A 26,986-nucleotide genomic window follows, 5' to 3' on the forward strand; every position below is an offset into this window, starting at 1 on the left:
ACTTTGCCGATTTTGCGATTTTCGCGCGACGGGTCTTCGCTGGCGGACGGCTGCGGCGGCCGATCAATCGTTAAACATTCCCTTGCGGATGATGGCGTGCACGCCCCAGTTGCCATTGACGACCTGCGTCACCCCGAAGTCGACGGACACCGAGAGTATCGCAGTGGCTTCGTCCTCGGTGAGCCGTTTGACTTGCATGAGAAAGCGGCGCGCTTTGAGGAAGGCGTCGCGCAGGGCGCTGTCGAGCGTCGATTTCATGTAGATCTGGCTCTGCGCCTTCTGTCCCAGCTCGGCGAGATGATTCGGCGAACTGAAGCCATGGATGATCCACTCGGTCGGGGTCTCGACCAGCGGATAGGTCAGGTCGGCATACGGTGCGCTCGCCTTGATCGCCGCCTTCTTGTGCAGGATCAGCTGGATGTTGCCGGTGAGCGAACACTCGATGGCGGTGCCGCCGAGTTCGGCGTCGCCCTGCGACGCGTGCGGGTCGCCGACGGACAGCAGGGCACCCGGCACCGCGACCTTGAGGAACACGCTTGCGCCGCGCGTCACGCGCCAGTTGTCGAGATTGCCCGCGTAGCTCGACGGCGGAATCGAGTCGATCAGGCCGTCCTGTGCGGGCGCCACCGCCAGCACCCCGAAGTGTGGCCGCAGCGGGATTTCGACATTCCGGAGCGTGCGGTAATTCTTGGTGATGCGGGTGTGATCGACCGGCACGCCCGGATAGTCGATGGTCGGATGCACCACGCCGAACGGGTCTTGCTGCGGTGTCCAACGGAAGCTGTAGATGGCGCGTGCGACGTCGCTGCCTTCGTCCATCGATTCGTTGCCGGTGCCGTCGTGGCAATCGATCTCGAACACCGTCACGACTTCGCGCTCGCGCGGCAGCGTGAGCATGTCCTGGTAGTGGAAGCCCCACCATGTCGAGGCATGGCTGCCGAAGGCCTTGCCCGCGAACTCGGGGTTGGCGCTCGGGCGGGGTTGCAGGTCCAGAATCCGGACTTCGAGCACGTCGCCGGGCATGGCGTCTTCCACCGCGATGGGGCCGGTGCAGATGTGCACGCCGAAACCTTCGCCCGCACCGCGTCCGTAGACCGACGCATCCATCGGTCCCGCGCCGCGCCGGTCGACGTTCTTCTGCGTGGCGGTCCAGTGAAACACGCTCTCGGCGCCGGGGTCGCCCTCGATCATGCGCGCCCAGTCGTCGGTCGCGTGTTGCGTCAGGGTCTCGATGGTGACCGTGTCCCCGGACGCCACCGTCAGCACGGGCGCAAGGTCATGACTCAGATAGCCCCAGTGCACTGAGTCGCACGTTGCGCGCAGGTAGTGATGGCGGCCCGCGTCGTGGGGGAGCGCGCGGCGCAGCGCGTCACCGCCGGGCTTTGCGTCGTGCGAGGGCAGACGGACGTGCGCCGCGTGGGCGGCATGAGGCGCATGGGGGGAGAGTCCGGCGGGCACATCCGGATGGCCGCGCGAGATACGGGCGCGCTCCGGCAGCACGCGCTCGCGCAACGCCTGATCGCGGCTGGCTTTGGGCGACACGCCAAAGCGCTCGCGAAATGCCTGGCTGAAGTACGACGGATCGTTAAACCCCCAGCGATAACAGATGTCCGCCACCGTCAATTGCTCATACGCCGGATTCTGCAAATCCGCGTGGCAGCGCTGCAAACGGCTGTTGCGCAGATAGGACGAGAAGCTTTGTCCCGCGTCTTCGAAGAGTTTTCGCAAGTAACGATCCGACACATGCTCGTCTTTGGCAATCGTGCTCAACGACAGATCGGGTTCGGCCAGTCGCGCCTGAATCCGGTGACAGATGCGCGTGAACACGATGGTGCGCGACGTCGACAGAGGCGAGGCCTGCGGTCTGACGGCCGTCAGTGCGCACGCGAGGCATTCGAGGATCACGCGCTCAGCGGGTTCGAGCGCATGCGGATCGGCGTCGTGCATCGTGTCCAGTTGCCGGGCCAGCCCGCTCAGCAAGCCGCCGAACAGACCCGACACGCGCTCGGGAAGTTTGCACGCGTGCGTTGGCGGCGCTGCGCCAAGACGCGGGGCGATGAGTGCATGACGCACATGCACCGAAATCAGCCGGAACGGCGTTCGGGCGACGAGATCGGCGCTGTGCGTGCCGGGGATGCAGGCCATGTCGCCGGCCATGAGCGTCTCGCCCTCGGGCACGCCCGCGCCGGTCAGCTCCGCCTGACCGTCGAGCAGCATGACGAGCAGGAAGCCACGCTCGCCGCCTGCGCGCGCCGACACCGTTTGCGGCGTGGACGCGATCACCGACAGTTCGATGCCGCCGGGGGTGCGATGCGTGAGCAGCGTGCCGTGCAGCGGCTGGGCGTCGGAGGGGGCGCGAAAATGCAGGCGGGCGTCGAGCAGGCGCGCTTGCCACGCAGGCCCGCGCTGATCCTGGGCGTAGGACTCGGTTGAGAAGTGCGCGCGATCCAAAATCCGGCCTCCTTCGGAAATGACGACGGCGGCCCGGCACGGCCGTCGTCGACCGTGCCGGGGCCACACGTCAGACGTGCAACTGCGCTAGCCGAAGTGTAACTGGCCGCGCATTGCCGCCACGAAAGCAAAGCCGACGAACGTGCCGACGATGGCGAAGATGCCGCCGAGCACGTTCGGCGCGGGAATCGGCGCCCGCACGCCGGTGTACAGCACACCGGTGACGAGCCCGACCGCCGCCGCCTGCAACTCGGTCGCCCCGAGTGTGATTTCGACCATGATGCGCTCCTCAGGACTGACGGGCAGAAGGGGACGAAGACGATGCCCCGGCGCCCGACAGGCTGTCAGCGGGCGGACGTCCGAACGTGACCGAGCGGCGCCACACGTTCACGATCAGATAGCCCAGATACGTGAAGATGATGGCGAAGATGCCGCCGAGCACATTCGGTGCGGGAATCGGCAGATCGAGCCACGAGTACAGCGTGCCCGTCACCAATCCGACGATCAGGGCGACAAGCTCGTTGCGCCCGACGTAGACGTATTGCATGGGTGGATCCTCCGCGTGCCGTCAGGACTTAATCCGACTTGGGCGTCTTGGGCGGGAACATGCCGCGCGGCATGGTGCAGTGCACCCCTTGCGTGCCGTCGACGACCTGCGTCACGCCGAAGTCGGCCGCCACGCTCATGAGCGAGTAGGCGTCGTCGCGTGACAGTCCCTGCTGGTCGGTGAGCAGCGTGATCATGTCGCGTGCGGCGTTCTTGCCCGCTTCGTCCAGATCCTGATGGAAGCCGTGCACGATCCAGCAGTCGGGGGTTTCCAGCAGCGGCGAGGGGAACTCGAAATCCTTGCGCAGCACGACCTGGAACAGCACGTTGAGCGAGGCTTCGATGGCGGTGCCGCTGATTTCGCCGTCGCCCTGCGAGATGTGCGGGTCGCCGATGGAGAAGAGCCCGCCGTCGACCTGTACCTTGTAGTACATGGTCGCGCCGGCGCCGATGCGCCAGTTATCGATGTTGCCGCCGTGCAATCCCGGCTCGACGGTCGTCACACGGCCCTGCGCGTCGGGGGCGACGCCTGCCGTGCCGAGGTGCGGTCGCACGGGCACACGCACGCCGGCCAGTGCCGGTTGCTTGCAGCACTCACGATGGTCGACGACCTTGCCCGGTGTCGTGAGCTTGCCCGGGTAGTCGTAGGCGTACAGCGCGTGAGCGGTGTTCGAACGGTTATCCAGTTCGTAGATGGTGACGCGTTCCTTCTGGAAGTCGTCGTAGAGTTGCCCCCAATGTGCGGCGACGTTCGCGCCGAAGCGGAAGCGGGGAATCATCTGGAGATAGCGCACTTCGAGCATGTCGCCCGGCTTCGCGCCTTCCACATAGATCGGGCCGGTCATGATGTGCACGCCCGGATTGCGATCTTCGTGGGGAATCTTGTCGTAGATGGCGCGCACGGCGTCGTCCATCATCAGATCGGGGGCGTCGCCCGCGTGATGCGTGACGGCTTCGGCGCGAATGAAATCGCCGCTCTTGATCGTCAGCGCCGGTTTCTGTGTCGCGTCGAAGTAGCCCCAATGCACCGTGTCGGGCCGTGCGGGAAGGTCGTGAAGCATGCCATGTCTCCTGAGAATTTTTGTCGGATTGCCCGCAAACACTGTTCACGGTGAAGTCATGGTAGTGCCCGACAAAAACGCACCATTAGGAGCGTTTGACACCTTCTCTATTGCTGGGAGGAACTAACGTTTACCCGTGCTGCGCCGCCCGCCCGCGTGCCTCCAGCTGGGTGTAGATGTCTTGCGACAGGCCCAGCAACGTTTGCCGGTCGATGCCGCCCGAAATGGCATAACCGAACGTCTTGTCGACCCAGTAGAAGACCTTGACCGGCCCATCCTCATAGAAGCGGAATGCCGCCGGCTGACCCTCCACGCCGGCCGGCGAGATGCACACGGTGATGCGCTCGCCTGCGTCGTTGCGATACATGTACTGGATGACGCGCTCGTCGCTGTCGGGCAGTGCGCGCCCGCCGCTCAACTGGAAGCCGCGCGCGCTGAGGTCGGGCGCATGCGCGGTGGTCTCGAGACGGCTGGCGATCCACTGCGAGAAACGGGCTTCGGTCTGTCCGTCCACGCCCGACGGACGCTGGATCTCGGGCATGTAGACGACGTGGGCGATGGCCGCGCGCCGGGCAAAGCGCACGGCGCTGTCCGCGACCGTGACGGCGTTCGCTGCGCCACCGATGCCACCGGTGCCGCCGGTCATCGCCAGCGACGGCGCGGCGGGCGACGGTGCCGACCACATGCGGTTGCCTTGCACGCCGATGCCGATACCGACGACCAGCGCAGCGGCCAGTCCTGCGAAACGTGACCAATGCGGCCAACGCCGCTGGTTAGCGGCGCTCGTGCGCCGGGCTCGCTGTGGTTCCGCCAGTTCAGGCGCATCAGGCGCACCGGGCATCTGCGCCGGACGCGGCTGCGGCCGTTGCAGACGGGCGGGAATCGGCTCATCGAGCACGTCGTCGTAACGGGCGTGCAGTGCGCGCTTGAGCGCGACGATCTCGCTCACGGCCGCCGCCAGCGCGGGGTCCTCGGCGAGTGCGCGGTCCAGCTCTGCACGGCGTTGCGGCGGGAGTTCTCCGTCGACGTACGCGTGCAGTTCACTATCGTCGATCGTATGGGTCCGGTCGTTCATCGCACCACCTTCAGCTTCGCAGGTTGACCGATCCCGCCGGACGGCGCGATGCCTGACATCAGATCGCGCAGCCGCTGCCTGCCGCGCGAGAGGCGCGACATGACGGTACCGATGGGCACTTGCAGCGACGAGGCGACATCCGCATAGCTCATGTCTTCCAGTCCGACGAGCAGCACGATGGCGCGCTGCTCGGCCGGCAGGTGCCGCAAGGCTTCGTCCAGGTCCCGGATTTCGAGACGGCGTGCGGGGTCGACCGGCACGGCGACTTCGCGCTCGGCGATGTCGGTTTCGTCCAGCGACACGTGTGCTGCCTGCGCGGGCGCGCGCCGCTGCTGATTGAGAAACAGGTTGTGCATGATGGTAAAGAGCCATGCGCGGGCGTCGGTGCCCACTTCGAACATGGTGTGACGGCTCAGCGCGCGCTCCAGCGTGTCCTGCACGAGGTCGTCGGCCAACTCGGGGTTGCCCGTGAGCGCGCGCGCATACCGCCGCAGGCGCGGAACGTGGTCGTACAGCTGGTCGCGGATGTCCATGCTGTTAATTGAGGCCTGGGGCCGGGTGGTTCGGGGTCATCCGAATGAGGATCGGGGTCATATTCGGGTCAACACCTTTTCCCGACAGCTTATTCCATGCGACGGAAAAATTTCGGGCGTCGGGGAATAAGCCGGTGCGTGGGGTGTTCTACCTTGATGGCAACGCCCTTTTGAGATTCCCGAAAGTCGCACGATCCCCCCGACGTCATCCCAAGGAGCCTCCTTCGTGACCGAACCTTCTCCGTCTGACCCCCGAGCCATCTGCGTGCCTTGCCGGGCGGCGGCCATCGTCGCCGTCGTCGGCCTGCTCGCCGGTGGCTTCGCCTATGCCGCCGGCTGGCTGACCCCGCAGCGCCTCAGTGCGAACACCGTCATCGACACCTTCGAGACCAATGCCGGTGTCCACGAGGGCTTTCGCCGCAATCACGCGAAGGGCCTTTGCGTGGACGGCTATTTCGAGAGCAATGGCAACGCCGTCGCGCTTTCGAAGGCCGCCGTCTTCGCGCCGGGCCGCACGCCGGTGACCGGACGCTTTGCGATTCCCGGCCCGAACCCGACAGCATCCGACAACAGCGTGCCGATTCGCAGCATGGCGCTCATGTTTACGCAGGCCGACGGCCAGCAATGGCGTACCGGCATGAACACCACGCCGCTGTTCGCCGTGCGCACGCCAGAGGAGTTTTACGCCCAGCTTGCGGCGTCGCGCCCCGACCCGGCCACGGGCAAGCCCGATCCCGCGAAGTTGCAGGCGTTTTTCGCAGCGCACCCCGACACGCAGGCGTTCCGCGATTGGGTGAAGGGGCATCCGCCGTCGTCGAGCTACGCCAATGCGGCGTACTACGGCATCAATGCGTTCTATTTCGTCGACGCCGATGGACAGCGCAAGGCGGTTCGCTGGTCGATGCAGCCCGAATTGCCGTTCGACACCGTGTCGGACAAGGAGAAGGGGGAAGCGAACTACCTCGCCGGGGAGCTGTTCTCGCGCCTGAAGCAAGGACCGGTGCGGTGGCATCTGATGCTGACGGTGGCGCAGCCCGGCGATCCGATTGACGACGCCACGCGTCAGTGGCCAGCCACGCGGCAGCAGGTCGATGCCGGTACGCTGGTGCTCTCGCAGGCGACGTCGCAAGATGACGGCGCCTGCCGCGACATCAACTTCGATCCGACGATCCTGCCTTCGGGCATCGAGCCGTCCGGCGATCCGCTGCTCGCGGCACGCTCGGCGGCGTATGCGCTGTCGTACAAGCGTCGCACCCGCGAAGAGGCGCTGAGTGGCGCGCCGTCGGTCAAGACGTCTGCTCAGGGAGGTGCCCAATGACTCGTGCCCATCGTCATTTCAGTCCACTCCAGCGCTGGTTGCACTGGAGCATGGCAGTGGCCATGCTTGCCATGCTGTTTATCGGCGTGATCATGGTCAGCACGCTGTCTCAGGCGCACACGTTGCTGATCGCGTTGCATCGGCCACTGGGTATCCTGATTCTCGCGCTGGTACTGGTTCGCATCATCGTGCGGGTGACGCGCGGCAGTCCGCCACTGCCCGACAGCGTGCCGTCGTTGCAGCAGACGGCAGCGAAGGCGTCGCACATACTGCTCTATGCGTTGATGCTGATCATGCCGCTGATCGGTTGGGCGATGGTGTCGGCCGGTGGGTATCCGGTGACGCTGTTCGGCGCCTATCATCTGCCGCCGCTGGTGTCGACCGACGCGCGTTTGTTCGCGCTGCTGCGTGCATTGCACACGTGGCTCGCCTTTGCGCTGTTCGCGCTGGTGATCGGGCATCTGGCCGCCGCGCTCATGCACGGCCTGATCCGGCGTGACGGCGTGTTCTCCAGCATGGCGCGGGGCCGGTGAACGAAACGCTTTGAGGAGCAGCCCCTTCGGTGTGCTGAGGGGGCGGATGACCCGGGGATTCAGGAACTTAGCGCCGATTCTCCCGCGCGTCCCGGATCGCGTTCAGTTTGGCGGCGATGCGTGTGGCGTAAGCGTCGCGAAGGGCCGGTGTGGCCGAGTGATAGGCGCCGATGGCGGCCCACGTGTTGCCGTACTTCGCCATCTGACGTTGCAGGTGCCACGCGGCGATGTAGACGCTCTTGCACGGCACCATGAGGTCGTCGGTACCAATGCCGAAGCGCGCCAGCGCTTCCAGATGCACCGAGTTGATCTGCATAAGGCCGTAGTCGACCGACCCGTTCGTGTTCGTGCGGCGGGCGTCGGGCCGGTTGTTCGATTCTTCCCACGCGATGGCGCGCAGCACATCGGCGTTCACGTGGTGATAGGTCGCGGCGTCGTCGAAACAGTCGGCGTGCGACGGCCGACTCATGGTTAGCGCCACGATGGCGAGGCCCGCGAATGCGAGCGTGCGTGAGCGGTAACGACGCGGGACGAATCGGTGGTCAGGCGGATCGAGAGGAAGGCTCGGGCGCATGGGGCGTCAGAAGTCGGTCTTGGATTGCGGGGCTGGCGATGACGAGAACGGTGAGGCGGACGGCGGCGATCCTGCCGACGCATTGCCTGACGTATTCCCTGGCGTACTGCCGAACGAACTGCTCTGCGGACTGTTGAAACTGCTGCCGAAGCCATTGCCCCCGAGGGCGGTGTTGCCGACGTTGGCATTCGGCGAGTTGGATACGTTCGAGGGGCTTTGCGGACCTCCGAACGCATTGCCGACCGGATTGTTCATCGAATCGTCCACCGGTGTCCCGGGGCCGGACCCCGGCGTCGGGGTAGACGGCAGCACGACCGGCGTCGCTGTCGCCGCCGAGAAGCGCCAGTCGTAGTAGTGCGTCTTTCCCCCGAATGTGCCGAATTGCTCGTCGAAGTGGCCTGCCTTCAGGGGCGTTGCCGACGAGCGGCTGTACACCTCCAGCACGCCTTTGTTCGTCGTCACGTACGTTATGCCCCAGTCCGTACTGCCGGTGATCGGGTCTGCGAAGATCTTGCGCAAATAGCGATGCGGCGTCGGAAAACGCGGATCGAGCAGCAGCGCAGCCAGATTCGGCGGCTGCGGCAACTGACCGGCGGGTGTGGCGTCCGCATAGGCCCGCAAGGCGTCGCTGAACTGGGCCCCGATCTCCAGCAACTGCGCTTCGCGCGCGGCCCGTTGCCATAGCGCACCCACGCGGATGGTGAGCGCCGCGACCAGTCCCAGCACGGCGACCAGAATCAGCAGCCCCACGTAGGTGAAGCCACGCTGGGCGTGACGGGCGCGTCGGCCGGCGCGTGCGCGTCGTTCAATAGTCCGCATACGCCTTGCCCGCCGGGTCGGCGCCCGTCGCACCGCTCTTCACGCAGCACACGCCCTTGTCCTCGACCGCGGGAATCGCACCGGGCGGTGGCGTCGGGGTGGAGGCGCCGAAGCGTGCCGATTCCTGCGCGGCGCGCGTCGTGGCAAGAATCTGCGCACTGGGGTCCTGCGCGGCGTTCTCGGCCAGCGTCATGGTAATCCAGGTGGTGTCGCTGCCCGTCACCGGGTCGACGGGCACGGCGCGCAGATACTTGCGCTCGACCAGCTCGTTCAGATTCGCGGGATAGTGGCCGGTGTCGTCGAAATACTGGTCGATGACCTTGCGCAGCGTGCGCAGATTCTCGGCCAGCACGGTGTTCTTCGCCTTGCTGATGGCGGGCACGTAGTTCGGGATCATCAACGTCGCGAGCGTGGCGATGATGCCCAGCACCACCAGCAGCTCGATCAACGTGAAGCCGCCGCAGCGGCGCGCGCCACGAGCGCCACGCGATGCACGATGGGATCGGGACGAACGGGTTTTCGGTATGCGGTTCATGTCGAAGTCCACGCAGCAGTGTCTTTCCCGGTGTCGTTACCAGAGCCGATAGGGCACGCCGTTCAGGCTCACGCCCTGCGACAGCGTGTAGACGTCGTAAATGTCCTCGCCCTCGGCCGGCGTGTCGGGCGGGCTCGCGTAGCTGCGCTTGCCCCATGTCTGCGAGTCCGTGAGCGAGTCGTCGTTGTTGAACGGATCGCGGGGAATGCGTCGCAGGAAGTACTGCCGTTTGCGCTTCGGATCGCGCATGTCAGGCACGCCCTGCACGAGAATTTCGAGCGAGGGCGGGTAGCCCGTCTCCGTGGCCTTCTTCTCCATGTGCCCGGTATCCCACGCGCGCTTGTAGGCATCGATGGCGTGGCGGATTTCGCGCAGATCGCGCGCAAGCTCCTGTTCCTGGCGACGCTGCACAGCCAGTTGCGATACCGGCACGGCGAGCGCGGCGAGCATGGCCATGATGGCGAGCGTGACCAGCAGTTCGATCATCGTGAAGCCGCGTTGGCGCCCGCCACACGAGCGTTGTGTGGCAGGGCGAGCACAGCGCGGCAGGCGAGGCGTCGGCATCGGTATCAGCATCAGCGCGGCGCGGGGGCACCGCCCACGGGCACCGGTTGTTGCGACGAAAGCGGCACGGGGTCGCTGGTCGGACCGAGCACGGTCGTGGGTGTCGGTGCCGGCGGCGGCACGGGATTGCCGGGCGGGGGCGGCACCGCACCGCCGGCAGGGGGAGCGGCGGCAGCGGGCGGCGGCAGCGGCGTCACCGGTGCCGGTTGCGTCGGCGCAGCCACAGCCGGTGCGCCGTGCGACGCCTCGTACAGCGACAGCCCGTTGGCCGCCACAGCGGCACCGCCGGCCCCTGATGTGGTCATGACGACACCCGGTACAACAGTCGCCGCTTGCGGGCGCGGCGTAGCGTCCGGCAGTGCCGGTGCGGGACGACGACGGAAGTTGCCTTGCGTGCCGGACAGGAACTCGGTGGCGCGCTCGGCGGGGCGCACTACGTTGCGCACGATGTGCGGGGTGATCGACAGTACGATCTCGGTCTTCTGATCGTTGTTCGTGGTGTTGCCGAACAGGCGTCCGAGAATCGGGAAGTCGCCAAGGCCCGGAATCTTGTTGCCCGAGGTCTGCTCCTGATTGTTGAGCAACCCGGCGAGCACCTGATTCTCGCCGTCCTTCAACTGGAGAACGGTCGAGGCCTGACGCGTGCCGATCTGGAACACGGTGCTGCCGGAGTTCGTCGTCGTCTTCGCGCCCAGGCTGCTGACTTCCATCGAGATACGGATGCCGACCTGATCGTTCATGTAGATGGTCGGCTCGACATTGAGCGTGAGGCCCACGTCGATATAGCTCACCGATTCCGACGCGAAGGCGCCGACCCCGGCCCCCACGGTCGTGGAGATGACCGGCACCTTGTCGCCGATCAGGATCTTCGCCTTCTCCTTGTTGCGCACGCGAATGCGCGGGTTGGCGAGGATGTTGGTGTCGCCGTCGGTGGCATTGAGGTTGACGGTCGCGGATGGCGAGCCGACGCCGACGCTATTGCGCGTGGGCGAGAGCAGATCGGCCAGCGTGAGCGCCGCGCCGCTGCCTGCTGACGACAGTGGCGTGAGCACCACCTTGTCCGGCCACTGGATGCCGAGGTTCTGCAAGCGGCTGCGCGTGATTTCCATCACTTCCACGTCGAGCACGACTTCCGGCTCGGCGCGGTCCTGAAGCGCGACGACCTGCTCGGCGACCTTGATCGCCTCGGGGGAGTCGCGCACGATCACCGCATTGAGCTTCTCGTCGACGACGATGTCGGTCGATTTGGTGAGCGTCTTGAGCGAAGCGGCGACGAGCTTGGCGTCGGCATTGTTCAGGAAGAACGTGCGCACGACCATTTCCTTGTACTCGCGTACCTTCGCGGGCAGATTCGGGTAGATGAGCAACGTGTTGTTGTCCATCACCTGCTGTTCGAGCTGGTTGGTCACGAGCAGGAAGTACAGCGCCTGCTCCACGGTGCTGTTGCGCAGGGCAATCGAGACCTTGGTGTCCGCCTTCAGGTCCTTGTCGAACACGAAGTTCAGCCCCGAGCGCTGGGCGATGACCTGAAACACCTGACGCAGGGGCGCGTCGCGAAATTCGATCGACAACGGCTGACGGTAGGCGTCGGACAGTTCCGCGCTGAGTACCGGTTGCGCCGCGCGTGACTCCACTTCGGCGAGCATGGCCCGGGCCGCGTCGTTGTCGGGCCGCTCGCGCAGGATCTGTTCGAGCGTCTTGCGCGCGGCGTCGAAACGTCGCTCGTCCATGGAAATCGACGCCTGCTTGATCATGCTCTGGTGACGCAGCAGGGCGTCGAGCGTGCGCAGATCGGCTTTCGCCTTCTCGTTGTTCGGATCGAGATCGAGCGCGCGCTTGAACCACGGCCGAGCGGCTTGCAGCTTGTTCGCCGTCATCTCCTTCTCGCCGTTGGTGATGAAGTCGAGCAAGGTCTTGTCGCGCGCGTTGATGTAGATCAGGCGGTACTCGCCGTTGGCCGGATCGCGCTGGCTTGCTTCCTGCAATTTCTTGAGACCGGCCTCGGGCTGGTCATGAGCGATGAGGTCGCGACCGTCGCGCAGCGCCATTTGGGCTGCGCAACCGGAAAGTGCGAGGAGGGCGAGCGCAGCCGTCGCGCGCAGGGTCACGGTCCGGGCCGAAAGTGACGATGGCGATGAATGCGACGACGAAAAGAATGAAGCGACGGGCAACTTCACTGCACGCCTCCGATATCCAACTCTTGCTGCTGGTTCATGGGGATGTAGATGAGCGACAGGCGAGGCGGCTTGATCGACTCGACGCGGTACACGTCGTCGACGACCGAGTTCTCATGCACGATGAAGGTCCTCTCGCCGCGCGCCAGATAGACCTCCCAAGCCCCGGCGGCCTGCGCCTTGCCGAGATACGTGAACGGCATCGGCGGCGCAGTGGGCGGCAGCGGTGCGAGGGGCGCGGGCGCGGATGACGGCGCGGGCGGCGGTGGCCCCCAGTTCTGACTGGCGAACAGGCGCGCCGATGATGCAGGTGCTCCGTCGGTGTCGACGAGATGCTCGCGCGGCATTGGGGCGACGATGGACGACGCCCCGACGCTCGGGCCGCTGCCCGAGACGAACGCGCGCACCTGCGTGAGCAGCTCGCGTCGATAGGCGGCGAGGTCGTCTGCGTCGGTGCGTGTGTTCGCCGTGGCGGATGCCACCGCAGCGCTTGCGGCCATCGCTTGACTGGCCGGGGGAGTCGGACGCACCCGCGCGTGCGTGACCGGCAGCGCAGGCGAGACAACCGGCGCGTTCGACGACGTATCGAGGAACGGCAAAAATGAAGGATCTGCGAGCGCAGCCGCAATGCTGGCGGCGAGCGAGCCCCACAGCAGCCATCTACGCCGCGTCATGGGGTACGCACCGGGCCGTCCCGGAGATAGAGCGTGAAGCGCACCTGCGCGCTCACGGCGGCGTCGCCAATGGCGTCGCGCTTGAAGTTGATGTCCTGCAAGGCCGCGAAGGGCAGCGTCTTCAGCACTTCGAGCACGAAATGCCAGATGGCGTCGTAGTTGCCCTTGAGCGGCAGGACGACCTGACACGTGGCGACGTGCGCGGCGTTGTCGTAGCCGTACTGATACTCGCCCTGCTTGAGCGTGAGGCCATTCTGCTTCGCCAGATCGAAGAACAGCTTGATGTGCAGATCGTTCTGCCGACGGTTGCCCAATGTCTCGAAGAACGCCAGCAGTCCGGCATCCACGGGGGCCGATCCCTGAGATGGACCGGACGGGCGGCGCTTGCCGGAGACTGCGGTCACGACCGACGACGTGTCGTCTCGCGTCAATGCCAGACCGAACGCCGCGAGCGCCGTCAGCGAACACAGCAAGCATGCGAGCACTGCCGCTCGCGCGACACCCAGACGGGCGAACGCGATGCGCGCGCGCAGCAACGGCGCAGTCGGTCGCGCAGGCAGACGCAGGTTCAGTGAGCGGCCGATACCGTCCATACGGCCTCCAGGACAAAGCGAATCGGACGGTTGATGTCCTGTTCGTTGATTTCGTGATGCGTCAATTGCACGTCGGAGAAGAAGGGCTGTTCGCGCAGCACACGCAGGTAAATGATCATGTCGTCCGGGGACGTCGTCTCTGCCGTGATGCGCACCGAATGCCGGTTGACGTCGGGGGCGAGCGAGAGCAGGGCGACGTTCGCCATGGCCGAGGCGTCGAGTGCATCGCGCAGTTCGCGCCACGGCAGATTGAGCGTGCGGGCGATGGCGTTGATGGCGTTCGCCTGCGCCACCGGCACCACGATGGGGGCGACCGGTGGATTGGCGCGAGCGTGCGCAGCCTCACGTTGTGCAACGCGCTGTGCGGCCGCTTGCCGCGCCTGACCGCGCACATAGACGCGGTAGCCGAGCACGGCCGCCACCGTGGCGATCACGATGGCGAGCGCCAGCACCACGCACCAGCGCGGTGACAGTTGTCGTAGCGTGCGCTGCCAGCCGCGCGGTGCGAAGTCGATGGCGATGCGTGACATGCCGCTCATATCAGCGCTCCGCCCGTCGCGAGGATGTCGGCGGCTTGCCAGTCGTGTCCGTCGCCGGTTTCGCTGGTTTCATGCACCGCCGCCAACGCCAGCGCGTTCACATGCAGTGCCGCGAGCGTGACACGCGCGTCGTTCGGCACGGTGCCGCACAGATGCAGTGTCGTGGCCGGTATGACCCCCATGAGCATGGCGGTGCGCGCCAGCGTCTGGGCGAGCCAGTAGATGTCGCGATCCGATGGCATGGTTACCTCGTGAATCGCATGCAGTCGATGGTGCGCGTCGCGACCGTTGGTGATGCCGATGCGCATCAGATCGTCATGCATGACGGCAAACCAGCCGGGTGTGCGACATTGCCGCTGCCAGCGGTTCCACGCACGCACGAATTGCGGCGCGATGCTCGTGACGGGGACGCGGCACGCCTGCGCCGTCACGATCAGCGTATCGACGAGTGTACGAGGCAAAGCTGCCGTGCAGAACGGATGCGTGACTTGCCAGTCCCCGGCGATCTGCCAGTGCTCGGGTGTCTCGCCGAACAGATTGGCAAAGCGCAACATGGCGGCGCCCTCGATGTCGGATGGGCGTGTCGCACCGGCGGGCGGCGTGGTCATCCACAGGCGTGCGAGGCGGTCGTCGAACACGATGTCGAGCGTGGCGCGACGCGCGGCATGCTGGCTGAGCAGATCGTGCACGGCGTCGCGTAGCGCAGGCACATACGCCTCGCCGGAGAATGCCGCGAGCGACGACGAGCCGAGCACCCGCCACGTCTGCAACTTCTGCGACTTTTGTTCGCGCAGTACCAGACTTGCCGCATCGCGCGACACGCCCAGATGCAGGGATTGCGCTCGCCATTCAAGCATTCGTCGTCACCCGTCGCACTTCTTCCAGCGTGCTGTCGCCCGCGCGCACCAGCATCAGTGCGGCGTGGCGCAGGCTGCGTGTGCCGTTCGCGTGCGCGGCGGCCTTGATCTGGCGGATCGGGCGCTTGTCCACGACCAGTTCGCGAAGCTCGTCGTTGAGCATCAGGATCTCGGCAATCGAGCGGCGTCCCTTGTAGCCCGAGCCACGGCACTGCGAACAGCCGCGAGCGCGCATGAAGCGGAAGTCGGCGACGTCGGCGCGCGTCAGGCCGACGCTGGCCAGCTCGGCGTCGTCGGGCGTCGGGGCGTCTTCCCGGCAATGCGGGCAGTTCACGCGCATGAGCCGCTGGGCCCAGATGCCGTTGAGCGCGGAGACAAAGGCGTAGGGGTCGATCCCCATGTGATTGAAGCGGCCGAACACGTCGAACACATTGTTCGCGTGCACGGTGGTGAGCACCAGGTGACCCGTCAAGGCCGATTGCACGGCGATTTCCGCCGTCTCGCGGTCACGGATTTCGCCGACCATGATCTTGTCGGGGTCGTGACGCAGGATCGAGCGCAACCCTTTGGCGAAGGTCAGGCCCTTCTTCTCGTTCACGGGGATTTGCAGGATGCCCGGCAGTTGGTACTCGACCGGGTCTTCGATGGTGATGATTTTCTCGCGGCCGTCGTGAATCTCGGTGAGCGCGGCGTAGAGCGTGGTCGTCTTGCCCGAGCCGGTCGGGCCGGTCACGAGCAGCATGCCGTACGCTTCGCGCGCGAGCGCCCGCAGGCTGACGAGCGACGCCGGATCGAAGCCGAGCGCTTCGAGCGTGAGGGCGCCGTACGCCTCGATCATGGCGCGCTTGTCGAGAATCCGGATCACGGCGTCCTCGCCGTGAATGCTCGGCATGATCGAGACGCGCAAATCGATGTCGCGCCCGGCCGCCTCCACGCGGAAGCTGCCGTCCTGCGGAATGCGTCGCTCGGCAATGTCGAGTTCCGCCAGCACCTTCAGACGCGAAATCGCCTGCTCGGCGAGGTCCGTGCCGCGTGCCGACGCTGCGTGATCGAGTACGCCGTCCACACGATACTTGATGGCCAGTCCGGTCGCCGTGCTCTCGAGGTGAATGTCCGACGCGCCCGCCTTGAGGGCGTCGTATAGCGTCGAGTTGACGAGTTTGACCGCCGGACTTGCGCCTTCGGCAACGCTGGCGAACGACAGGCGAGTCGACGTACGGTCGCTCCCCACGCTCTCGCCGTCTGCGGAGACCACGTGATCGATGGCCCGCGCCGTCTCCTCCTGTTTGGCGAGGTAGGCGCGGAGGTCGTCGGTCAACGCCAGCGCGAAGGGCAGGGGCGCCGGGGTCGACGCGCGCGCGCCGAGCCAGACACGCAAGTCCAGATCGAAGGGATCGCTGACGACGCCCACGAGCGCGCCGTCCGCACGCGCGAGCAGCACGCAATGGCGCTGCAAGGACTGCGAGAGCGATACCGTGTCGAACGCCGGTTTCGCGGCGAGCATGTCGGCCAGATCCATCACCGGCAAGCCCAGTTGCGTGCCGAGGGCTAGCACCACGTCACGCAGGCCGCCGCCCGTGAGCGAGTGCAGCGCGGCGACGAGATCCTGTCCCGTCTCGCGCTGAATCTCGCGGGCGCGGGCGACCTGTGCGGCGTCGATGAGCGTGTCGGGAGGGCTGAGGTCGAGCGTGCTCACGAGAGATCTCCCGCCAGATCGAAGATGGGCATGTAAAGCAGGATCACAATGGCGCCGACGACAAGGCCGATGGCCGCCATGAGCACCGGTTCGAACGAGCGCGTGAAGCGGTCGATCCAGCGGTCGATTTCGCCGTCGTAGAACGCCGCTGACTGGGTGAGCATCGGCCCCATCTCGCCGGTGCGTTCGCCCACGCGCAGCATGCGCAGCGAGATCGGCGTGGTGAGGCCCGCGGCTTCGAATGCCGTGGACAGCGGCGTGCCCGCATCGACACTTGCCGACGCAGCACCGAGCGCGGCACGCAGATTGACGGACGCCATCGGTTGCACGGTCGCCAGCGCGCGCAGGATCGTGATGCCGCCTTCGAGCAGCATGCCGAGCGTGAGATACACGCGCGCCAGTTCGTAGATGCGCACGCGCTCACGCAGCACCGGAATACGCGAGAGCAGCAGCACGACACCGCCACGGCTTTGCAGCCGTCGCCAGAGCATCACGAGCGACAGCACGAAGGCGCCTTGCGCTGCGAGGAACAGCGTGGTGTGCCCGCTCACAAGCTGCCCGAAGTCGAGCATCAGTTGCGAGGCGAACGGCAGTTGCCGCCCCGCGCCCTGATACACCTCGGCGAAGCGCGGCACGACGTACATCATCAGGAAGAAGCTCACCGCACCGCCGACCGACATGAGAATGCAGGGATAGATGGCGGCGCTCACGACCTTGTTGCGCACGCTGTCCACGCGCTGCTGATAGTCCACGTAGCGGGCCAGCGAACGTGGCAGATCGCTCGTGCCTTCGGCGGCCTGCACGATGCCGACGTAAAGCGGCGGGAAGATGCGCGGTTGTTCGGCAAGTGCCGCAGAGAAGCGCTTGCCCGACGACAGGCTTTCGAGCAGCCGGTGCAGACATTCGCGAACGCCCGGATTGCTCTCCTTCTCGTGCAGCGCCTGAAGCGATTCGACCACGCCAAGCCCCGCGTTGATGAGCGCGAGCAACTCCTGGCTGAAGAGCACCAGCGAGAGCTTCTTCGCACCGGTCACGCCTTTGCCGCGACCTAAGCGACTTAGGGGCAACCCGGACACTCTGACGGTCCGGACTTCGCTCACGAAGCGGCCGTCGGCCTGCGCGCGACGGCGCGCGTCCTCGGGGCTGTCTGCCTCGATACGAAGGGTCTCGATCGTGCCTTGCTGGCCTATCGTGCGGACGTCGAAATGCATGCGCCGGCGGGTGTCGCGAGTGGGCCGTGCGCTTACTGCGAGACGATGTCGGCGTCGTCGCCGGTGCCGCCCGGCTGGCCGTCGCGACCGTAGGACATCACTTCGTACTCGCCCTTCGTGGCAGGCGACGTGTATTGATAGGCATGGCCCCACGGGTCGAGCGGAATCGCCTTTTGCAGATACGGGCCATTCCACGCCTGACCGGCAGAGGTCGGCGCGACCATCAGTGCATTCAGCCCCTCGGCCGTGGTCGGATAGCGGCCCACGTCGAGACGATAGGCGTCGAGCGACTTGGTGAACGCATCGATTTGCGCTTTGGCCACCGTCACTTCGGATTTTCGCAATTGCGCAAAGTACTTCGGTCCGACATATGCCGCGAGCAAACCGATGATGACCACGACCACGAGCAATTCGAGCAGCGTGAAACCTCGCTGAGCGCGACGTTGACTGAAGGCGGAGGCGCGACGGCGGGCAGGCAGGCTGAATTTCATGACGCGTGAGCTCGAAGTGAATGTGACGGCGGATCGTTGCCCGAACTAAACGACGTGGAAGACACATCGGAAAAATCGGCGAACAGAATGCGGGCCGAACAGAATGCGGCCGCACGCATCATCGTGGAATTGCGAAGGGTCGGGAAGATGTAAATCCCTCAGCAGTGAATTGCAAAAAATTCAGTGCGAGGAAGCGCGAAGAAGACAGGGATCCGAATGTCTTCGCGCATTTACCAAGTCGCGGGTGGTTTGTCCTACAGTGCAAATTTGAGGATTGTTGCGCTGCATCCAAAGTCGCCTTGTCGGCGCTGGGGGCGCGAGGATTTCACGGTTTTGGTGCTTGAGAATTCAGCGCCTTGCGAGGTCGTTCAAATGAAAACTATTAATGACACTCGTGAAAAATCCGCCGCGCAAAGCCAACTTAGTATTGCGCCCGAAGTGGGTCAGACCACTGCAACTCGTTTGGAGTTCAATCTAACCGTCGACATTTTTCGAACGCATCTCCGGTGGTCTCGAGATGGCGGGAGCGAATGTTGCACGGGTTCAATCGGAACCACAATGACGAAATGAGAAAACGACACTCATTAGCGTGGACATGCACCGGGCTGCTGCTCGCGTGGATGTTCCTGATGGCGGGCACTGCCACGCCTCAGACGAACGCGGGCGCGGCGCCGATACCCATACCGGCGTCAGGACGCGTAAAGATCAACCTCGGCGCCACACCCTGGAAGTTCCTGGGTGATGACTCCACTGCCTACGCACAGCCCGGATTCGACGACTCCGGCTGGAAGAACGTGGGGATTCCGCACTCGATGAACGAGAACAGCATGTTCTCGAACACGCAGAGCGGTGGCGATGTGCCCAATGGGCGCGGCTGGTATCGCAAGCATCTCAAGCTCGACAAGTCCTATGCTGGCCGCAAGGTCATCATTGAATTCGAAGGCGCGCACATGGGCGCGCAGGTCTACGTCAACGGCACGCCGGTCAAGGGCAGCAGCGTTCGCAGTCCGGACGCCACGCACGTGATCGGCTTCCTGCCGTTCGCCATCGACATCACCAACATGGTGACGGCCGACGGCGTGACCGACAACGTGATCGCCGTGCGCGTCGCGGCCAACGGCGACTGGTTCGAAGATCCGGACTTCTCGGGCGCGTTCCGCTTCGGTCAGGGCGACACGGGGATTTTCCGTCCCGTGTATCTGTACGTCACCGATCCGGTTCACATTCCGTTGAACGACTACCCGGTCATGCAGACGTGGGGGACGCACGTCTCCACCGTGAGCATCGACAGCCCGGCCACCGACGGCTCGGGCACGGCGGCGTCGGCGAACATCCAGATCGAAACGAACGTGCTCAACGAGTCGGGCGCTGCGCAGACCGCACAGGTCACCACGCAGATCGTCGACGCGTCGGGCACGGTGGTCAAGCAGGCAAAGGACGATGTGGTCCTGCCGCCGAATGCCGGCCCGGGCTATCACCCGACGCTCGTTCGTCAGAATCTGGTCGTCGACAAACCGACGCTCTGGTATCCGAACAACGTGCCGCGCGGCCGTCCGTACATGTACCGTGTGTTCCACATGGTCAGCGTGGGCGGTGTCGTGGTCGATGCGACGGAAAGCCCGCTCGGTATCCGCCTGATTACCTGGGACAACAACTTCCCGAGTATCAACGGCTACCCGACCCACTTGTGGGGCGCTTCGGGCCGCTACGACTATCCGGGCCTCGGTACTGCCGTGCCGGAAGAGCAGCAGTGGCGCGATCTGCGCTTGCTGGCCGATGCCGGCGGTAACCTGTACCGTCCGGGCCACTCGTCCTCGAGCACCGAATTCCTGGGCGCGGCCGACGCGCTGGGGATCTTCGTCGTGCAACCGAGCGGCGACGGTGAGAACGGCTTCAACGATTGCTACCAGTTGGCGTCGCCGACGGCGGACTGTCCGCAGAACAAGATCGACAAGTACGCGCTGAAGCTCGAACTGCATCGCGACATGATCCTGCGCGATCGCAACAACCCGTCCGTGCTGGCCTGGGAAGCGAACAACGGCATCATGAACACCTCGTTCGCGCCGCTGCTCGCCGCCATCGGCCGTCAGTGGGATCCGGTCAACACGCGCGCACAGGCGGACCGTACGCCGAACGCACTCAACGGCGACATCCTGAGCTGCTCGCGTCAGGGTTGCGAAGTTGGCGTGAAGAACCAGTTCCCGAACAAGCCGGCCTGGTCTGCCGAATACTGGGGTCGTGGCGAGTTCCGCGAGAACTACGACTTCGAAATGGATCAGGTGGCGTCGTTCCTGAACGACTGGCGCAGCGGTGTTCTGGTCAACGCTTTCGGTATCGCTCACTGGTATCTGGCGGATACGCCGGGTGAAGACAGCTTCTACTGGAGCGGCAAGACCTACGACGCGAAGCTCAATCCGACCGGTCCGATGGTCCGCTCGCTGGGCGAATCGATGACCGACGGCAACCGCTTCCCGCGCTTGCTGTACTACGCGTATCAAGCCGCGTGGACGCCGTTCTCGATCAAGCCGGTGGTGCATCTTGCGAACACCTGGAACCGTAGCGGTCCGGTGCGCGTGAACGTGTTCAGCAACTGCCCGGCCGTGCGTCTCGTCATCAACGACGTGGTGCAGGGCGCCGATCAGAAGCCGAACAACCTCTCGACCTCGACCGACAATTCGGCCGGCACGACCACGGGTCTCGTGGGGCAGGCGCACTGGGATGACGTGCAAGCGAACGGCGGCCATATTCAGGCGCTGTGCGTGGACGGCTTCGGTGCACAGGTGACGTACAACGGCCGCCCCGTGCTCGACGAGCAGTACACGGCCGGCGTGCCCGACCACATCGTGCTGTCGGTGGTGCCGGAAGTGCTTCGTCCGAACGGTCAGTCGTTCCAGGTCACGGCCAACGGCTCCGACGCCGTGTTCGTGACGGCGATGGTCGTCGATGCCAAGGGCGTCGTCGTGCCGAACGCTTCGAACCTCATCACGTTCTCCGTCGACAACACGGCAGTCGCGAACTATCGCGGCGGCTGGGATCACATCGTGACGATGGACAAGCCCGCGAGCTATCACGCGCCGGGCGACCATGAGCTCGCAGCCGAAGGCGGTCTGACGCGTATTGCGATTCGCAGCACGTTCCAGACGGGCCACGTGAACGTCACCGCAACGTCGCCGGGTCTGGGCAGCGGTACGGCCGCGTACGACGTGCAGGCCCCGGTCATCGTGCCGGTCCAGGCTGCCACCTCGGCACCGCAAATCGTGGTGCAGCCGGCCAGCCAGCAGGTCAGCGTCGGTCAGCCCGCTCACTTCGATGTGACGGTCTCGGGTGCCGCGCCCATGCAGTTCCAGTGGCAGCGCGACCATCAGGACATTCCGGGGGCGACGGGCAGCAGCCTCGACACCCCGGCCGCTATCGGCGACGACAACGGCCATGTCTACGGTGTACGTGTTCGCAACGGCGTTGGCGTCATCACGTCGAACGATGCCGTGCTGTCGGTGATTCCGGCGCGGGCGGTGACGATCGACACGCCGCCGGCCGCGCAGACGGTGTTCGTCGGCCAGACGGCGACGTTCAGCGTCGCGGTGACCGGCTCGCCGGTGATCGAGTACCAGTGGTTCCGTAACGACGTCGCGATCGATGGCGCCAAGTCGCCGACCTACACCACCCCGGTGCTGGGTCCGGACGACGACGGCGCGATGTTCAAGGTGTTCGTCAAGAACCCGCTGGCGCAGGTGACGTCGACCCCGGTGGCCCTCAAGGTCAACGCGGCGACCGTGCCGACGATCACGACGCCGCCGGCCAACACGGTGGCGATGCTTAACCAGAGCGCGACCTTCACGGTCGTGGCCGATGGTTCGAAGCCCCTGCATTACCTCTGGAGCGGCCCGACGGGCGTGGTGGGCGGCGATTCGCCGAGCCTCACGATCGACGCCGTCGCCCCGAAGGATCTGGGCAAGTACACCGTCACGGTGTCCAATGCCTCGGGCAAGAGCGTGACGAGCGATCCGGCAACGTTGAGCCAGGCCGCACCGGGCGTGAACCTGGCGCAGGGCAAGCGCGCGTTCGCCAGCAGCTATCAGGATCCGCAAGGCATGCCGGCCAGCAACGTGACCGACGGCAACGTCAGCTCGCGTTGGAGCTCGGACCAGAAGGATGGCGACACCGCATCGATCACGGTCGACCTCGGCGCGCCGATGCCGGTCAACCGCATGATCCTGCGTTGGGAAGCCGCATACGCCAGCTCGTATCGCATCGAAGTGTCGAACGACAACGTTCAGTACACGAAGGCCTATGAATCGGCGGCCGGCTTCAGCGGTGGCGTGGACGATTTCACGTTCCCGCTGGTGACCGCACGCTATGTCCGCATGGTCGGTCAGAAGCGCGCGAGCACCTATGGTTACTCGCTGTATGAAATCGAGGTCTACAACGTCCCGAACTGTAACGACGGCGGTCTCTATACCAACGAACGTTACACGGTGCTCAACCCGGGCGAAGCGCAGGACAAGGCCAGCACGCTGATCTGGAACCGCAAGCAGTACGCGACGACGGATCCGAACCACCAGTTCACGCAGCTTTCCGCTGCCGACTACTGCGCTGCACAGGGCAAGCGCCTGCCGACGCGCGACGAAGCATTGTCGATCGCCGGCAACAACAGCGCCGCGTGCGCCTTCCCGGAAAAGTGGACGACGTGGACGTCGACGCTCCTCGCCACCGACCAGCGTCAGGCTTACCTGATCACGTCGGCCGGTGAAGATCGTCAGGGTCTGGTCGACAACGCTCCGGGCTGGGTGCTGTGCGTCTCGGGCACGGCGCAGGTGACGGCGCCGACGGTGTCGGTGCAACCGGGTGACGTGAGTGCCACGCGCGGTACGTCGGCGCACTTCGGCCTCGGCATCAACGGTTCGGCCCCGCTCACGTTCAAGTGGTATCGCGTGGCGAAGGCCGGTGAGACCTCGGATACGCTGGTCTACACGTCGTCGGAGCCGATCTACGACACGCCGGCGGTCAAGCAGGAAGATGACGGCTCGCAGTACTACGTCATCGCCAGCAATGCCGCAGGCAGCGTCACGAGCCAGAAGTTCAAGCTCACGGTGACGGCGCCCCAGCAGGATCCGGGCGGCAACAACCCGCAGGTGCCGCCGCCGACGATCGTCACGCCGCCGGTGAGCCAGTCGGCCGCCATCGGCAAGACGGCAACGTTTACGGTGAGTGCTACCGGCAACGGTACGCTGTCGTACCAGTGGTATCGCGATGGCGCGCAGATCGACGGCGCCGTGTCGGCGAGCTACACCACGCCGGCCGTCAAGCTGGAGGACAACGGTGCGCAGTTCACCGTGCTCGTCAGCGCCGGCGGTGCAAGCAAGCTGAGCGACGGTGCCACGCTCAATGTCGTGGATGGCGTGCCGTCCAACGATACGAACCTCGCACTGGGCAAGACGGTGACGTCGACGCCTGTGGAAAATCCGGGCTTCGGCGCGGCGACGAACGTGAACGATGGCGACATCGCGACGCGCTGGTCCTCGCTGTTCCAGGACAATCCGGATGCAGACAAGGCCAACATCACGATCGACCTCGGCAAATCGCAGGCGGTCAATCTGGTGCGCCTGAAGTGGGAAGCCGCTTACGGCAAGCAGTACCTGATCCAGGTATCCGACACCGGCAACGACGGTGACTGGAAGACGGTCTACACCCAGAACACGGGGCGCGGCGGTACGGAAAACCTGTCGTTCCAGACGGTCTCCGCACGCTATGTCCGCATGCAGGGTGTCAAGCGTCAAACGCAGTACGGCTTCTCGCTGTTCGAGTTCGAAGTCTATGGTCCGCAGCTGAGTTTCGATCAGCAGCCGCAGCCGCAATCCGTGCAAGTGGGCCAGCCGGCGCACTTCACGGTGTCGGTGATCGGTGCGACGAACCTGTCGTACACGTGGTTCCGTAACGGCCAGCAAGTGGCGGTGACGGCCAACCCGTCGTACGACACGCCGGCCACGACGATGGACGACGATGGCGCGCAGTACGGTGTGGTGGCTGATGACGGTAACTCGAACATCACCAGCACGCCGGCGAAGCTGACGGTGACCCCGGCTACGGCCGGGGGTGGCAACAACGGCAACGACGGCGCCCCGCCGCAAGGCGGCACCGGTGATGGCGGTAATGGTGGAAATGGTAGCGACGGCAACAACGGCGCTACCGCCGTGAACCTGGCACTCGGCAAGCGCGTGTCGGCCAGCGGCGCTGAGAACCCGCAAGGTACGCCTGCGACCAACGCGGTCGACGGCAACGCCGACTCGCGCTGGTCGTCGGACTTCAACGACAACGCATGGATCGCCGTGGATCTGGGTGCCCCCACCCAGATTTCGGAAGTCCAGTTGCGTTGGGAGCGGGCTTACGGGACGGCGTACGAGATCCAGATCTCGGACGACGGCAACACGTGGCGCAAGGTCGGCGGCCAGTCCGCCGGTCAGGGCGGCACGGAGCAGGTGTCGTTCACGCCGGTCACCACGCGCTTCGTGCGCATGGCCGGCAAGCAGCGCGCCACGCCCTACGGCTACTCGCTGTTCGAGTTCGAAGTGTATGGCCCGGCAGGCGGTACCGTTCCGGTGAACAATCCGGCCACGGAAACCCCGTCTGACGACAGCAGCAACGGCAACCTCGCGAAGGGCAAATCCGCCTTTGCGAGCGGCGCCGAGAACGACGGTACGCCGGCACGTTTTGCGGTGGACGGTAACCAGGGTACGCGCTGGTCGTCGGACTTCAACGATGACGCGTGGCTCGCTGTCGATCTGGGCGCTTCGGTGCCGGTGTCGAAGGTGGTGCTGCGCTGGGAGCGTGCTTACGGTGCGGCTTACGAGATTCAGGTGTCGAACGACAACCAGAACTGGACGCGTGTGGCTTCGCAGCCGAACGGCCAGGGCGGTGTCGAAACGGTCTCGTTCGCAACCACGTCGGCGCGTTACGTGCGCATGGCGGGCGTCAAGCGCTCGTCGCCGTACGGTTATTCGCTGTTCGAGTTCGAAGTGTACGGCCCCACGGACGGCAGCACGCCGCCGCCGCCGCCTCCGCCGCCGTTGCCCGTTATCTCCGGCCAGCCGGCCAGTATCACGGTGCAGCAGGGGCAGACGGCTCACTTCGCCGTCGCGCTCGCCAACCCGGACGGGATGACGTATCGCTGGCGTCGTGGTGGTGACCTGATTCCGGGCGCCAACGCGTCGACGTACGACACGCAGCCCACGACGGCCGCCGACAACGGCGCGACGTTCACGGTCGACGTGACGAACTCGGCCGGTCAGACGGTGACCTCGTCGGCGGCAACGCTGACGGTGACGCCGCCGCCGGTGACGGGCGATCCGGGCAACACCAATCCGCCGGATGACGGCACCATCCCGAACTATCCGATCTATCCGAATCAGGTCGGCGTCGAACTTCGCAACAACACGAAGGGCGCTTACACGGACGATCAGATCTACGTGGCGGTGATCGCGCATGATCCGGCAAACAACGGTCGATTCGTATATCTGAAGGCCGATGGCACGATCGTGCCGATGGCGGTCGAAGATAACGATGCGCCGGGGCACCTGACGAAGAACGGACAGAACTTCAGTAACTACTTCTTCACGCTGGCACAGGCGAAGCAGTTGAAGTTCCCGAAGATCTTCGGCGCGCGTGCGTTCGTGGCATTGGGTTCGCCGCTGTACATCAAGATCAACAAGGATGAGGCCGGCAATCTCGGCTTTGCAGGTCCCGACCTGCGCAACCCGACGGATCCCAACATCGATGTGCTCTTCGACTGGTATGAATTCACGTACGGCGACAACGGTATGTGGTTCAACAACACGCAGGTCGACCAGTTCGGCTTCCCGCTGACGGAAGACCTGTACGGCAGCAACCGCACGACGCACGTTCGCTCGGGTATCACCGAGTCGCGCGCTTCGATCTTCGCGGCGTACCAGAAGGAAGTGCCGGCAGAGTTCCAGCCGATCAACCCGTCGCCGCTGCGCATCGCCGCACCGAGCAAGGGTGGTTTCGACGCGGGACAACCGAACGGCAAGTACTTCGACGGGTACATCGACAGCATGTGGGAGTACTACCGTACGCACACGCTGACGCTGTTGATGTGGGGTAACGCCCGCAAGTTCGTCGGCCAGACGGTCGGCGACCAGTTGGTGTTCACCGAAGTCGATCAGGGCAACGGCGCCTTCGTGGGCGGCAAGTACTACGTGAACCATCCGAACACGCAGGACATGCTCGAAGCGAAGGGTCCGCTGGCCTCCGGCAATGCGACGGAGCTGGCGATCGAAGCGCAGGTGGCGGCCGCACTGAACCGCCACATCATGGAAGACGACACGCAGTGGGCCGCACCGTCGTCGACCTGGTATGCCAAGGCGCCTTACAACGCCTACGCGAAGTTCTGGCATGACCACAGCATCGATCGCAAGGCCTACGGTTTCTCGTATGACGACGTGTCGGACCAGAGTTCCACGCTGGTTTCGCCCACGCCGGAGCACCTGATTCTGGGGATCGGCTTCTGACGATTTGAGGTTGTGTAGCAAATAGACGACGGGATGCGCAGTCATGGCATCCCGTCGTTTTTTCTGTGAAACGCCCGTTTGCCGCATGGTCTGGTCATCTATACGTGGATGAGCCGTATTGCGGCCGGTATTGAAGGGAATTTGGAATGATTTCTATTCTTTCGATACACCGACTTGTGAATAATGCGAATCTTTCAGCCTGTTGCCGTGGTGGTGA

At 65.1% G+C, this 26,986-nt stretch carries 21 protein-coding genes; 3 read left to right on the forward strand and 18 right to left on the reverse strand.

Translation table 11 applies throughout. From position 1 onward, the window contains the following. Positions 1–63: 63 nt before the first annotated feature. The 6 genes from PCA20602_RS21520 to PCA20602_RS21545 form a co-directional block, all read right to left on the reverse strand. Entirely contained in the window at positions 64–2,451 is a 2,388-nt protein-coding gene (locus PCA20602_RS21520) for an acetamidase/formamidase family protein (RefSeq protein ID WP_150722932.1), read from the reverse strand. A gap of 87 nt (positions 2,452–2,538) precedes the next feature. After that, positions 2,539–2,730: a XapX domain-containing protein gene (locus PCA20602_RS21525; protein WP_039397456.1), complete on the reverse strand. Its 192-nt coding sequence runs from the start codon at positions 2,728–2,730 to the stop codon at positions 2,539–2,541. 10 nt (positions 2,731–2,740) lie between these two features. Further along, entirely contained in the window at positions 2,741–2,998 is a 258-nt protein-coding gene (locus PCA20602_RS21530) for a XapX domain-containing protein (RefSeq protein ID WP_150722933.1), read from the reverse strand. Between the two features lie 28 nt (positions 2,999–3,026). Continuing rightward, positions 3,027–4,058 carry an acetamidase/formamidase family protein gene (locus PCA20602_RS21535; protein ID WP_150722934.1) on the reverse strand — a complete coding sequence of 344 codons (1,032 nt, stop codon included), beginning with the start codon at positions 4,056–4,058 and terminating at the stop codon, positions 3,027–3,029. A 130-nt stretch (positions 4,059–4,188) separates the two neighbouring features. Continuing rightward, on the reverse strand, positions 4,189–5,133 hold the full coding sequence (locus tag PCA20602_RS21540) for an anti-sigma factor family protein (protein WP_150722935.1): 945 nt from the start codon (positions 5,131–5,133) through the stop codon (positions 4,189–4,191). Then, positions 5,130–5,666, reverse strand: a complete 537-nt coding sequence (locus PCA20602_RS21545; protein ID WP_150722936.1) for an RNA polymerase sigma factor — start codon at positions 5,664–5,666, stop codon at positions 5,130–5,132. The genes PCA20602_RS21540 and PCA20602_RS21545 overlap by 4 nt, the downstream gene beginning before the upstream one ends. A gap of 226 nt (positions 5,667–5,892) precedes the next feature. Between PCA20602_RS21545 and PCA20602_RS21550 the strand changes: the two genes are divergently transcribed. Together PCA20602_RS21550 and PCA20602_RS21555 are read left to right on the forward strand one after the other, a co-directional pair. Further along, positions 5,893–6,984, forward strand: a complete 1,092-nt coding sequence (locus tag PCA20602_RS21550; protein WP_246182277.1) for a catalase family peroxidase — start codon at positions 5,893–5,895, stop codon at positions 6,982–6,984. After that, positions 6,981–7,517 carry a cytochrome b gene (locus tag PCA20602_RS21555; protein WP_150722937.1) on the forward strand — a complete coding sequence of 179 codons (537 nt, stop codon included), beginning with the start codon at positions 6,981–6,983 and terminating at the stop codon, positions 7,515–7,517. The genes PCA20602_RS21550 and PCA20602_RS21555 overlap by 4 nt, the downstream gene beginning before the upstream one ends. Before the next feature lie 67 nt (positions 7,518–7,584). Here PCA20602_RS21555 and PCA20602_RS21560 read toward each other — a convergent pair whose 3' ends face one another. The 12 genes from PCA20602_RS21560 to gspG form a co-directional block, all read right to left on the reverse strand. Continuing rightward, on the reverse strand, positions 7,585–7,986 hold the full coding sequence (locus PCA20602_RS21560; protein ID WP_069341346.1) for a lytic transglycosylase domain-containing protein: 402 nt from the start codon (positions 7,984–7,986) through the stop codon (positions 7,585–7,587). Between the two features lie 111 nt (positions 7,987–8,097). Then, positions 8,098–8,910, reverse strand: a complete 813-nt coding sequence (locus PCA20602_RS21565; RefSeq protein WP_150722938.1) for a type II secretion system protein — start codon at positions 8,908–8,910, stop codon at positions 8,098–8,100. Beyond that, entirely contained in the window at positions 8,897–9,445 is a 549-nt protein-coding gene (locus tag PCA20602_RS26305) for a type II secretion system protein (RefSeq protein ID WP_150722939.1), read from the reverse strand. The genes PCA20602_RS21565 and PCA20602_RS26305 overlap by 14 nt, the downstream gene beginning before the upstream one ends. Before the next feature lie 36 nt (positions 9,446–9,481). Next, complete coding sequence (locus PCA20602_RS21575; protein ID WP_150722940.1) at positions 9,482–10,009, reverse strand: type II secretion system protein; 528 nt, start codon at positions 10,007–10,009, stop codon at positions 9,482–9,484. An 11-nt stretch (positions 10,010–10,020) separates the two neighbouring features. Beyond that, positions 10,021–12,117, reverse strand: a complete 2,097-nt coding sequence (locus PCA20602_RS21580) for a secretin N-terminal domain-containing protein (RefSeq protein WP_246182278.1) — start codon at positions 12,115–12,117, stop codon at positions 10,021–10,023. A 65-nt stretch (positions 12,118–12,182) separates the two neighbouring features. Beyond that, a complete protein-coding gene (locus tag PCA20602_RS21585; RefSeq protein WP_150722941.1) occupies positions 12,183–12,857 on the reverse strand; it encodes a hypothetical protein in 675 nt (224 codons plus the stop codon). Then, positions 12,854–13,450, reverse strand: coding sequence for a hypothetical protein (locus tag PCA20602_RS21590; protein ID WP_150722942.1), 597 nt, complete (start codon positions 13,448–13,450; stop codon positions 12,854–12,856). Before PCA20602_RS21590 ends, PCA20602_RS21585 begins: the two co-directional genes overlap by 4 nt. Then, positions 13,426–13,989 (reverse strand): PilN domain-containing protein, encoded by a 564-nt coding sequence (locus tag PCA20602_RS21595; protein WP_150722943.1) that lies wholly within the window; start codon positions 13,987–13,989, stop codon positions 13,426–13,428. Before PCA20602_RS21595 ends, PCA20602_RS21590 begins: the two co-directional genes overlap by 25 nt. Next, positions 13,986–14,846 (reverse strand): hypothetical protein, encoded by an 861-nt coding sequence (locus PCA20602_RS21600; protein ID WP_150722944.1) that lies wholly within the window; start codon positions 14,844–14,846, stop codon positions 13,986–13,988. Before PCA20602_RS21600 ends, PCA20602_RS21595 begins: the two co-directional genes overlap by 4 nt. Next, positions 14,839–16,542, reverse strand: coding sequence for a GspE/PulE family protein (locus PCA20602_RS21605; RefSeq protein ID WP_150722945.1), 1,704 nt, complete (start codon positions 16,540–16,542; stop codon positions 14,839–14,841). Before PCA20602_RS21605 ends, PCA20602_RS21600 begins: the two co-directional genes overlap by 8 nt. Beyond that, complete coding sequence (locus PCA20602_RS21610) at positions 16,539–17,753, reverse strand: type II secretion system F family protein (RefSeq protein WP_150722946.1); 1,215 nt, start codon at positions 17,751–17,753, stop codon at positions 16,539–16,541. The genes PCA20602_RS21605 and PCA20602_RS21610 overlap by 4 nt, the downstream gene beginning before the upstream one ends. A 32-nt stretch (positions 17,754–17,785) precedes the next feature. After that, positions 17,786–18,244: a type II secretion system major pseudopilin GspG gene (gspG, locus tag PCA20602_RS21615; RefSeq protein WP_150722947.1), complete on the reverse strand. Its 459-nt coding sequence runs from the start codon at positions 18,242–18,244 to the stop codon at positions 17,786–17,788. 566 nt (positions 18,245–18,810) lie between these two features. On the opposite strand from gspG, the gene PCA20602_RS21620 reads away from it, so the two are divergent. Beyond that, positions 18,811–26,769: a discoidin domain-containing protein gene (locus tag PCA20602_RS21620; protein ID WP_174981411.1), complete on the forward strand. Its 7,959-nt coding sequence runs from the start codon at positions 18,811–18,813 to the stop codon at positions 26,767–26,769. The last annotated feature ends 217 nt before the right edge of the window (positions 26,770–26,986 follow it).

The sequence above is a fragment of the Pandoraea capi genome (genome assembly GCF_902459735.1).
Taxonomy (GTDB): Bacteria; Pseudomonadota; Gammaproteobacteria; order Burkholderiales; family Burkholderiaceae; genus Pandoraea; species Pandoraea capi.

Excerpts from the sequence above, each read along its gene's own strand:
- PCA20602_RS21525 (WP_039397456.1), bottom strand. The coding sequence starts at position 2,730 with ATGGTCGAAATCACACTCGGGGCGACCGAGTTGCAGGCGGCGGCGGTC.
- PCA20602_RS21530 (WP_150722933.1), bottom strand. The coding sequence starts at position 2,998 with ATGCAATACGTCTACGTCGGGCGCAACGAGCTTGTCGCCCTGATCGTC.
- PCA20602_RS21535 (WP_150722934.1), bottom strand. The coding sequence starts at position 4,058 with ATGCTTCACGACCTTCCCGCACGGCCCGACACGGTGCATTGGGGCTAC.
- PCA20602_RS21540 (WP_150722935.1), bottom strand. The coding sequence starts at position 5,133 with ATGAACGACCGGACCCATACGATCGACGATAGTGAACTGCACGCGTAC.
- PCA20602_RS21545 (WP_150722936.1), bottom strand. The coding sequence starts at position 5,666 with ATGGACATCCGCGACCAGCTGTACGACCACGTTCCGCGCCTGCGGCGG.
- PCA20602_RS21555 (WP_150722937.1), top strand. The coding sequence starts at position 6,981 with ATGACTCGTGCCCATCGTCATTTCAGTCCACTCCAGCGCTGGTTGCAC.
- PCA20602_RS21560 (WP_069341346.1), bottom strand. The coding sequence starts at position 7,986 with ATGAGTCGGCCGTCGCACGCCGACTGTTTCGACGACGCCGCGACCTAT.
- PCA20602_RS21565 (WP_150722938.1), bottom strand. The coding sequence starts at position 8,910 with ATGCGGACTATTGAACGACGCGCACGCGCCGGCCGACGCGCCCGTCAC.
- PCA20602_RS26305 (WP_150722939.1), bottom strand. The coding sequence starts at position 9,445 with ATGAACCGCATACCGAAAACCCGTTCGTCCCGATCCCATCGTGCATCG.
- PCA20602_RS21575 (WP_150722940.1), bottom strand. The coding sequence starts at position 10,009 with ATGCCGACGCCTCGCCTGCCGCGCTGTGCTCGCCCTGCCACACAACGC.
- PCA20602_RS21585 (WP_150722941.1), bottom strand. The coding sequence starts at position 12,857 with ATGACGCGGCGTAGATGGCTGCTGTGGGGCTCGCTCGCCGCCAGCATT.
- PCA20602_RS21590 (WP_150722942.1), bottom strand. The coding sequence starts at position 13,450 with ATGGACGGTATCGGCCGCTCACTGAACCTGCGTCTGCCTGCGCGACCG.
- PCA20602_RS21595 (WP_150722943.1), bottom strand. The coding sequence starts at position 13,989 with ATGAGCGGCATGTCACGCATCGCCATCGACTTCGCACCGCGCGGCTGG.
- PCA20602_RS21600 (WP_150722944.1), bottom strand. The coding sequence starts at position 14,846 with ATGCTTGAATGGCGAGCGCAATCCCTGCATCTGGGCGTGTCGCGCGAT.
- PCA20602_RS21610 (WP_150722946.1), bottom strand. The coding sequence starts at position 17,753 with ATGCATTTCGACGTCCGCACGATAGGCCAGCAAGGCACGATCGAGACC.
- gspG (WP_150722947.1), bottom strand. The coding sequence starts at position 18,244 with ATGAAATTCAGCCTGCCTGCCCGCCGTCGCGCCTCCGCCTTCAGTCAA.
- PCA20602_RS21620 (WP_174981411.1), top strand. The coding sequence starts at position 18,811 with ATGAGAAAACGACACTCATTAGCGTGGACATGCACCGGGCTGCTGCTC.